Below are 8,742 nucleotides of genomic sequence, written 5' to 3'. Positions count from 1 at the left end.
GTTTCCAATTTCTAGGGATCCCCCCGAAAGGGGAACAGCCAAATTTGTGGAATGCATACCCACACGACAAAGGTTTCCAATTTCTAGGGATCCCCTCGAAAGGGGAACTATCCGACGGGAAACAATTCTATTGGAACTTTGAAAGGCAAGGTTTCCAATTTCTAGGGATCCCCCCGAAAGGGGAACATAACGTACCTCCCAATCTCGGCAGGGAACAACTATCCTGCCTAAGTTTCCAATTTCTAGGGATCCCCCCGAAAGGGGAACAATAAGGAGTGTCACTTGTGTGGCACTCCTTATATTTTTGTTTCCAATTTCTAGGGATCCCCCCGAAAGGGGAACCAGTACGTCAATGGCACCCTGCGTTCCGAAAGGAGCGCGTTTCCAATTTCTAGGGATCCCCCCGAAAGGGGAACTTTCTAAACCACCCCCTCCACAAGGGTGGTTTTTCTATCTGCCGTTTCCAATTTCTAGGGATCCCCCCGAAAGGGGAACAAACAATTCTATTGGAACTTTGAAAGGCAAGCTTGGGTACGCCTGTTTCCAATTTCTAGGGATCCCCCCGAAAGGGGAACAATTGGAACTCCACTATAGTGGAGTTGCCAATGTTTCCAATTTCTAGGGATCCCCCCGAAAGGGGAACAATGTATTGGTGTCACCACCGGCAGCGGTGGATTAGGCTGTTTCCAATTTCTAGGGATCCCCCCGAAAGGGGAACTGACCACAGGTAGATCTTTCCACTCCGAACGGGCCAAAGGTTTCCAATTTCTAGGGATCCCCCCGAAAGGGGAACTGATGGGATGCGGCTCGTCCGTAAGTTTCTCGTAACGTTTCCAATTTCTAGGGATCCCCCCGAAAGGGGAACAGGTTCATACCTGGGTGTTCTTTATCCCTAGTTAAGGGAGAGTTTCCAATTTCTAGGGATCCCCCCGAAAGGGGAACTTAAAGAGCAAATAAGGGCCTGTACAGCCCAAGTCCAGTTTCCAATTTCTAGGGATCCCCCCGAAAGGGGAACATCCCTGAAAAGGGAGGGCATATGCACATTATTAAGCTGATGGGGTTTCCAATTTCTAGGGATCCCCCCGAAAGGGGAACTTAAGTACAATTCACAAAGCTAAAGGCTTAGAATACAGTTTCCAATTTCTAGGGATCCCCCCGAAAGGGGAACTCTCGACAAAGCTAATGCTAAACGTCCTGAGTGGTACGTAAAACATAAGTTTCCAATTTCTAGGGATCCCCCCGAAAGGGGAACTACCCACTCAGGATTACGGTACCAAAGTCCGGCACTGTGGTTTCCAATTTCTAGGGATCCCCCCGAAAGGGGAACTTGTGTATGCTCGGTTTGCATCTTTGATGAGAATGGCCTTAAGTTTCCAATTTCTAGGGATCCCCCCGAAAGGGGAACCTTTGTTCAGACCAACAGCATCATAAGAGATGGTCAGTTTCCAATTTCTAGGGATCCCCCCGAAAGGGGAACGTGTTCAAATCACGCCTGAGCCATCCACGTCAAACTTGTTTCCAATTTCTAGGGATCCCCCCGAAAGGGGAACTGTACCAGGTCACGGTCTTTCGGCACCTAGGACCTGGAGTGTTTCCAATTTCTAGGGATCCCCCCGAAAGGGGAACTTAAGTACGTTCCCTACTGGGTAGTAGGCGGCTGTACCGTTTCCAATTTCTAGGGATCCCCCCGAAAGGGGAACGTGAAACACTGACCATCAATCTCGACCTCCACAATATGCTTCGTTTCCAATTTCTAGGGATCCCCCCGAAAGGGGAACCTGACTACGCAGAGCGATACTTTGCAACGGTGTTCTATTGTTTCCAATTTCTAGGGATCCCCCCGAAAGGGGAACGCTGGACATACGGATTAATTGCGTTTAGTACTGCCAGTTTCCAATTTCTAGGGATCCCCCCGAAAGGGGAACATGAAGGCACTCCTTATATTTTTAGAGCAGGTTAGTGTTTCCAATTTCTAGGGATCCCCCCGAAAGGGGAACATTCCAGAAGTAACCGGAATAGAGTGTTTGATAGTTTTGTCGTCCAGTTTCCAATTTCTAGGGATCCCCCCGAAAGGGGAACTGATCACAACACGTGGTCGGCGGTACATCGAACCTAAGGTTTCCAATTTCTAGGGATCCCCCCGAAAGGGGAACTGATCACAACACGTGGTCGGCGGTACATCGAACCTAAGGTTTCCAATTTCTAGGGATCCCCCCGAAAGGGGAACAGAGCAGTGGCGCATATACAAGCGCTTGCTCCCATAAAGTTTCCAATTTCTAGGGATCCCCCCGAAAGGGGAACACTTCACCATCAATGCCATGCTGTGGAGCCTTGATGGTCTGTTTCCAATTTCTAGGGATCCCCCCGAAAGGGGAACCGTTTAAGTTAGAGCTTGTAATAGAAGACTTATCAGACAAGTTTCCAATTTCTAGGGATCCCCCCGAAAGGGGAACAAAAGATTATCAAAGGCCAAATGAAAACCCTGAGGTTGTTTCCAATTTCTAGGGATCCCCCCGAAAGGGGAACTTCCCGCAGACCGAACGGCTTCGACAGGTGAACACTCACGTTTCCAATTTCTAGGGATCCCCCCGAAAGGGGAACTTTATCGCGGTATGGAACCGCGATAAGGTAACGACGTTTCCAATTTCTAGGGATCCCCCCGAAAGGGGAACTCCACCCCTATTAAAGCCAAGCAGGGCAAGGGATGCAAGACCCGTTTGCGAGGGATCCGGAAAAAAGGGGGCAAAAAGAGTTTCGGCGAGGGGGTTTTGGGGCCGGAAAGCCTTGTGGCACAAGGCGTCGAGGGATCCGACGAAAGAATGGGCTTTTCCGAGATTTTGAGGGACGCTCGTAGAGGCGTTGATACCGTTTTGGTGTTCTTTTGGAAACATCAGGATCCCTGAGGTTTGGCTAGGCTATCTGTTGGCAGGTGGCGAGCTCCTGCTAGGGTTGCTCGATATGGGAGCGAGGCTCCAGGTGGATGAGGATCCGCGCCGGCCCGTAGCGCCCTTGCAAGAGGCGTTCAACTTCCTCAGTGAGGCGGTGGGCGGACTCAATGTCCTGTGGCTCCACCACCAGGTGCATCTCGATAAAGACTATCTCCCCGGGGATGCCGCGGGAAGTGATGTCATGGCAGTCGAGCACGCCTGGCACGCTCAGGATCAGATCCCGCAGGGCCTCAGAGGGGATCGCCACCCGGTCGGTGAGGTAGGGAAGATTCTCCTGCAGCACTTCCCAGCCGCTTCGGAGCACCAGCAGCGCCACCGGCAAAGCCAGGGCTTGATCCAGCCAAGGGATCCCCCAATAATGCATGCCGGCCAACCCCAGCAACACTGTCAGCGTCACCCCAACGTCGCTGAGGGTATGGCGCGCATCGGCCAACAGCAGCGAGCTGGACAGAGCTTTGCCCCAGCGGTGCTCGTAGAGGGTGACAAAGACATTAATGCCCAGCACGCCCACCATCATCCCCAAGGTCAGCTCATCGATCTGCAGGTGGGGCTGGGGCTCCCAAAACCGCTCCACGGCTGTGCGCAGGATCTCCAGGCTGGCCATCCCCAAAAAGGCGGCGATCCCCAGCGCTCCAATGGCTTCAAACTTGCGATGGCCGTAGGGATGGTCGTCATCGGGCTCTGGCGAAGAAAAGCGCATGGCCACCAAGCCCAAAATGTTGCTGGCGCTGTCGGTGGAGCTGTGCAGGGCATCGGCAATGAGGCTTAGGGATCCCGTCGTCAGCCCCAGGATTAACTTGATCAGAAACACCAGGACATTTAGCCCTAGCGTGACGTACAGCACCCTCTGCACTTGGCGCTGGCGGCGGCTGGCTATGGCAGCAGAATCCAGAAAGCTCACTGCAGCTCGAGCGGGGATCCGCAGATGTCCTGCTTTATTCTGCCACCGACCTCAATGGGGGTAAGGGATCCCAGGGGAGTGGGGTATCCTAACGGTGAGCTGCGGGGGCATGGGGGCCATCCGTTCGGGAGCAAACGCTGAGTATGCACGTTGCCGTAGTAGGGGCTGGATACGTGGGCCTGGTAACAGGGGCTTGCCTGGCTCACCTAGGAAATAGCGTTATCTGTGTGGACAACAACCCCGCCAAGATTGAAGGGCTGCAGCGGGGTCGCCTGCCCATCTACGAGCCCGGCCTGGAAGAGCTGGTGCGGGAGGAAACTGCGGCGGGTCGGCTGCACTTTAGCACCGATCTGGGCTCTGGGATCCAGGCCAGCGAGGTGGTGTTTATTGCCGTGGGCACCCCGGCCCTGCCCAGCGGGGATCCCGATCTGCGCTACGTGGAAGCAGTGGCGCGGGAAATTGGCCAGCATCTGGACGAGCGCTACCGAGTCATTGTCAACAAATCCACTGTGCCCATTGGCTCTGGGGACTGGGTGCGCATGCTCATTTTGGACGGGGCCGCCGAAGCCGCCAAGCAGCGGCTGAGCAGCCGAGAAGTGGGGAGGGATCCTGAGGCCAGATCTCTCACCTTAGAGCTCTCCCCTTGGACGCCGCAGTTTGACGTGGTGAGCAACCCAGAGTTCCTACGGGAGGGCAGTGCCATCCAAGATACCTTCTACCCGGATCGCATTGTGATTGGCTCCAACAGCCCCCGCGCCATTGAAATCATGCGGCAGCTTTACAAACCCATCCTCAACCGCCAGCAGGGCCTGCAAGGGGATCCCGTGCCTCTGCTGGTGACCGACCTGGCTTCTGCCGAAATGATCAAGTATGCCGCCAACGCCTTCCTGGCCACCAAGATTAGCTTTATCAACGAAATGGCCAACATCTGCGAGCGCACCGGTGCCGACATCACCCAGGTGGCAGAAGGGATCGGCCTAGATAGGCGCATTGGCCGCGCCTTTCTCAACGCTGGCATAGGGTGGGGCGGAAGCTGCTTCCCCAAAGATCTGGCGGCTCTTATCCAAACCGCTGCTGACTATGGCTATGAGGCCAAGCTGTTGCAGGCCACGGTGGAGGTTAACCGAGAACAGCGGCAGCGCCTGGTGGAAAAGCTGCAGCAGGCCCTCAAGGTGCTCAAGGGTAAAACCGTTGGCCTTTTGGGCCTCACGTTTAAACCCCACACCGACGACCTGCGGGATGCCCCTTCCCTGACTTTGATCGAGCAGCTCCACCGCCTTGGGGCAAAGGTGAAGGCGTATGATCCCGTTGTGTCCGCTTCAGGGATGCGGGAGGGGCTAGCCCATGTGGTGGTGGAAACGGATGTGTTTCGCCTGGCCCAAGATTGCGATGCCCTGGTGCTGGTGACGGAGTGGCCGGAGTTCTTGTCACTGGATTACCGACGGATTGCAGAGCTGATGCGGCGGCCCTTGCTCATCGATGGCCGTAACTGTCTGGATCGGGAGGCGGTGCGGCAGGCGGGCATAACACTCATCGGAGTGGGCTGGTAGGCGCTGAGAAACAAGGGGAATTCATGAAAATCTTGGTTACGGGTGGCCTGGGATTTATCGGATCCCACTTGGTAACCCGCCTTCTGCAAGAAGGCCACTGGGTCATTTGCCTGGACAATGGCTCCACAGGCCGGCAGCTCAATGTCCAGGCCCATCTGGACAACCCCGCCTTTCAGCTCATCTGGCACGACGTGGCGGATCCCTTGCCGCCCGCTTTGGCAGAGGCTGGGATCCAGCAGATCTACCACCTGGCCTGCCCCGCTTCTCCCCCCCACTACCAAGCGGATCCCATCCGCACCATCCGCACCAGCCTCTGGGGCACCTATCACCTGCTGCAACTGGCCCAGAAAACGGGAGCGAGGTTCCTGCTGGCCTCGACTTCAGAAGTGTACGGGGATCCCCAAGTGCATCCCCAACCGGAAGACTACTGGGGCCACGTCAACCCCATTGGCCCGCGGGCCTGCTACGACGAATCCAAGCGCTTGGCGGAAACCCTCACCTTCGACTGGCAGCGGCAATACCAGACGGAGATCCGGGTAGCCCGCATCTTCAACACCTACGGCCCCGCCATGCGGGAGGACGATGGCCGCGTGGTGAGCAACTTTATCGTCCAGGCCCTGCGCGGGGATCCCCTGACGGTCTATGGGGATGGATCCCAGACCCGCAGCTTTTGCTACATCTCCGACTTGGTAGAGGGCTTGATCCGGCTGATGAACAGCCCCTACCCCGGACCCTTTAACTTGGGCAACCCAGAGGAGTTCACGATCCTGGAGCTGGCCCAGCAGGTGCTCGCCCTCACCGGCAGCCCTTCTCCCATCGTTTACCGGCCTCTGCCGACGGACGATCCCAGACAACGGCAGCCGGATATTGGCAAAGCCCGCGCCCTCTTGGGTTGGGAGCCTCGGATCCCGCTGCAAGTTGGGCTGCAACAGACCATCCCTTACTTTCGTCAGCGGCTGGGGCTGGACTAATCATCAGGTGCTCCCGACAACCCCAACCCGTTTGAGAACCATTTTCGCCTCAGCTCGATTGACCTGGGTGAATGGCTGCCAGCGGCTCCAGTTGGCGGGCTTGCTGTTGTAGCCGACTCACCAACTGCCGACATACCACTTCGCACAGCTCAAAGCACATGGGATCCGCAATTTGGTAATAAACACTCACCCCCTTGGGCTGACGGCTGACGATCCCTGCCTGCGCCAAGATTTTCAGGTGCTTGGAAACATTGGCCTGGCCCATGCCGGTGGCTTCCAGAATCTGGGTTACATTCTTCGGCCCAGAGCGCAACTGACACAGGATCTGCAGGCGGCTGGGTTCCGCCAAAACCTTGAAGTACTCTGCCACGCTGTCGAGAACCTGCGGCGTCAGGATCGTGCGACACTCATTCACATCCGCTCTGCTCACCGGCTTTCTCCCATCAACAAACCTGCTTGCGCCGTTCGTCAACTTGATTTTAACACTAGATAGTTATATAGTATTCCTAGAAAGTCCAAGTTCATGTCGGACTTTCGATACCAGACAGGAGGGCACTATGCTATTTCGCCAACTGTTCGACGCAGAAACAAGCACCTACACCTATTTAATCGCGGATCCGGCAACCCGCGAGGCCGCGCTGGTGGATCCGGTACTGGAGCAGGTGGAGCGGGATTTGAAGTTGATTCGGGAATTGGGTCTAACCTTGAAGTACTGCCTGGAAACCCACGTTCACGCCGATCACATCACGGGAACCGGGAAGCTGCGGGAACTGACCGGTTGCCAAGGGGTGGTGCCAGTACAGGCCAAGGCTCAATGTGCAGATCGTTTCATCGGTCATGGGGAAACGCTGCAAGTGGGATCCGTCGTCATTGAAGCCATCGCTACCCTGGGCCACACCGACAGCCACATGACCTACCGCGTGAATGGGGATCGCGTCCTGACCGGAGATGCCCTGTTGATTCGCGGCTGTGGGCGCACGGATTTCCAAAGCGGGGATCCCGGCCTGATGTACGACCATGTTACCCAGCACTTGTTTACGCTGCCCGATGAGACGCTGGTCTATCCTGGCCACGACTATCGCGGGCACACCGTCTCCACCATTGGCGAGGAGAAGCGCTGGAACCCGCGCTTTGTGGATCCGGAAACGGGCAACCTGCGTTCCCGTGAGAGCTTCATTGCCCTCATGAACAGCCTCAACCTGCCCCAGCCGAAGAAGATCCAGGAAGCGGTGCCGGCCAACGAGCAGTGCGGCCAAGTGGCAGCAGCGGTTTAATTCCTTCTGGGCAGCGAGGTGCAGGGTAAGCCCCCGCCGGCTGGGGAGCCCATGTGAAACTCCGATGGTGAGGGCCCGCTGCTCTGGGTAACCTTCTCTCAATTGGCTTGCCAGAAATGGAGAGTTTGAGCGTGGATCGAGAAAGTCTCTATGAGAGCGATTTCTACGCTTGGATCCAGCAACAAGCTCAATTTCTGCGGGATCGGGCCTGGGAGAAGCTGGATCTGCCCAATTTAGTCGAGGAGATTGAATCGTTGGGCAGGCAACAGCGGCAGGAACTGCGAAACCGACTTGCAGTTTTGGTTGGGCATCTCCTCAAGTGGGAGTACCAGCCAGAGGGGAGATCCGCAAGCTGGCTCCTCACCCTCCAGCTGCAGCGGCAGGAAGTTCTGGAGCTTCTTGAAGAAAGCCCAAGTCTCAAGCCCTATTTGCCAGAGGCCATCTCCAAGTCTTACTTGGGGGCGCTGAAGCTGGCCCTGGAGGAGACCAAGCTGCCCAGAAAGATTTTCCCCAAAACCTGCCCTTATTCCTCAGAGCAAATCCTGGATAGCCGGTTTTACCCCGGTGAGCCCAGTCATTTGCTTGAGGAGGGGGATTAATCCCAAAAATCGCTGCATTTTGCATTTTAGACAACGCTAGAAGCAAGGAGACAACCATGACCGTAACCCAACAAAACCCTATCCCTTCCGCTTCGCAAGAACGGGATCCCCGTCTCAAGGAGCATGACTCTAGTCAATAATACGCTGGACTATACTGAAAATAATGTACAGTATGTTCAGTATGGCTGCTTGGTATGGCTAGGTATGTAAAACCGAGAGAAGCGGCGGACTATTTCGGGGTGTGTCTCCACACTTTGAGGCGATGGGAGCAGAAAGGCTGGATCAAAGCAATACGTACTCCATCTGGTAGGGCAAGAAGGTATGACCTCGACAGCTACATCAGAACGCCAAAGAAAGCCAAACGAGTCGTTTTGTACGCCCGAGTCAGCAGCCGAGGGCAGAAGCCAGACTTGGAGAGACAGATTGCAAGGCTGGTTAGCCTCTATCCTGGAGCCGAAGTGGTCGGAGAGATTGGCGGCGGTCTCGACTTCAAAAGACC

Annotated in this window: 7 protein-coding genes and 1 CRISPR repeat array; of the genes, 5 read left to right on the top strand and 2 right to left on the bottom strand. The window is 55.8% G+C overall.

Going from position 1 to position 8,742, the window contains the following annotated elements:
• A CRISPR array of direct repeats spans positions 1–2,672; the repeat unit is 36 nt; unit sequence GTTTCCAATTTCTAGGGATCCCCCCGAAAGGGGAAC.
• Between the two features lie 271 nt (positions 2,673–2,943).
• The gene (locus tag ACVWYZ_RS13915; protein WP_457467391.1) at positions 2,944–3,849 is read right to left on the bottom strand and encodes a cation diffusion facilitator family transporter; all 906 of its coding nucleotides are present in this window, start codon (positions 3,847–3,849) and stop codon (positions 2,944–2,946) included.
• A 143-nt stretch (positions 3,850–3,992) separates the two neighbouring features.
• Between ACVWYZ_RS13915 and ACVWYZ_RS13910 the strand changes: the two genes are divergently transcribed.
• Together ACVWYZ_RS13910 and ACVWYZ_RS13905 are read left to right on the top strand one after the other, a co-directional pair.
• Positions 3,993–5,399, top strand: a complete 1,407-nt coding sequence (locus ACVWYZ_RS13910) for a UDP-glucose dehydrogenase family protein (RefSeq protein ID WP_457467390.1) — start codon at positions 3,993–3,995, stop codon at positions 5,397–5,399.
• A 23-nt stretch (positions 5,400–5,422) separates the two neighbouring features.
• Positions 5,423–6,370: a UDP-glucuronic acid decarboxylase family protein gene (locus ACVWYZ_RS13905; protein WP_457467389.1), complete on the top strand. Its 948-nt coding sequence runs from the start codon at positions 5,423–5,425 to the stop codon at positions 6,368–6,370.
• A gap of 49 nt (positions 6,371–6,419) precedes the next feature.
• Here ACVWYZ_RS13905 and ACVWYZ_RS13900 read toward each other — a convergent pair whose 3' ends face one another.
• Positions 6,420–6,800 carry an ArsR/SmtB family transcription factor gene (locus ACVWYZ_RS13900; RefSeq protein ID WP_457385531.1) on the bottom strand — a complete coding sequence of 127 codons (381 nt, stop codon included), beginning with the start codon at positions 6,798–6,800 and terminating at the stop codon, positions 6,420–6,422.
• 127 nt (positions 6,801–6,927) lie between these two features.
• Here ACVWYZ_RS13900 and ACVWYZ_RS13895 point away from each other — a divergent pair, with 127 nt between their 5' ends.
• The 3 genes from ACVWYZ_RS13895 to ACVWYZ_RS13885 form a co-directional block, all read left to right on the top strand.
• Positions 6,928–7,644, top strand: a complete 717-nt coding sequence (locus tag ACVWYZ_RS13895; protein ID WP_011433521.1) for an MBL fold metallo-hydrolase — start codon at positions 6,928–6,930, stop codon at positions 7,642–7,644.
• Between the two features lie 116 nt (positions 7,645–7,760).
• Complete coding sequence (locus ACVWYZ_RS13890; RefSeq protein ID WP_414352140.1) at positions 7,761–8,243, top strand: DUF29 domain-containing protein; 483 nt, start codon at positions 7,761–7,763, stop codon at positions 8,241–8,243.
• 194 nt (positions 8,244–8,437) lie between these two features.
• On the top strand, positions 8,438–8,742 hold a 305-nt coding region (locus tag ACVWYZ_RS13885; RefSeq protein WP_457467388.1), incomplete at its 3' end, for an IS607 family transposase.

The organism is Thermostichus sp. MS-CIW-37, assembly GCF_054060065.1.
The sequence above is the reverse complement of the archived record's forward strand: the minus strand, read 5'-3'. Positions and strand labels throughout refer to the sequence as shown.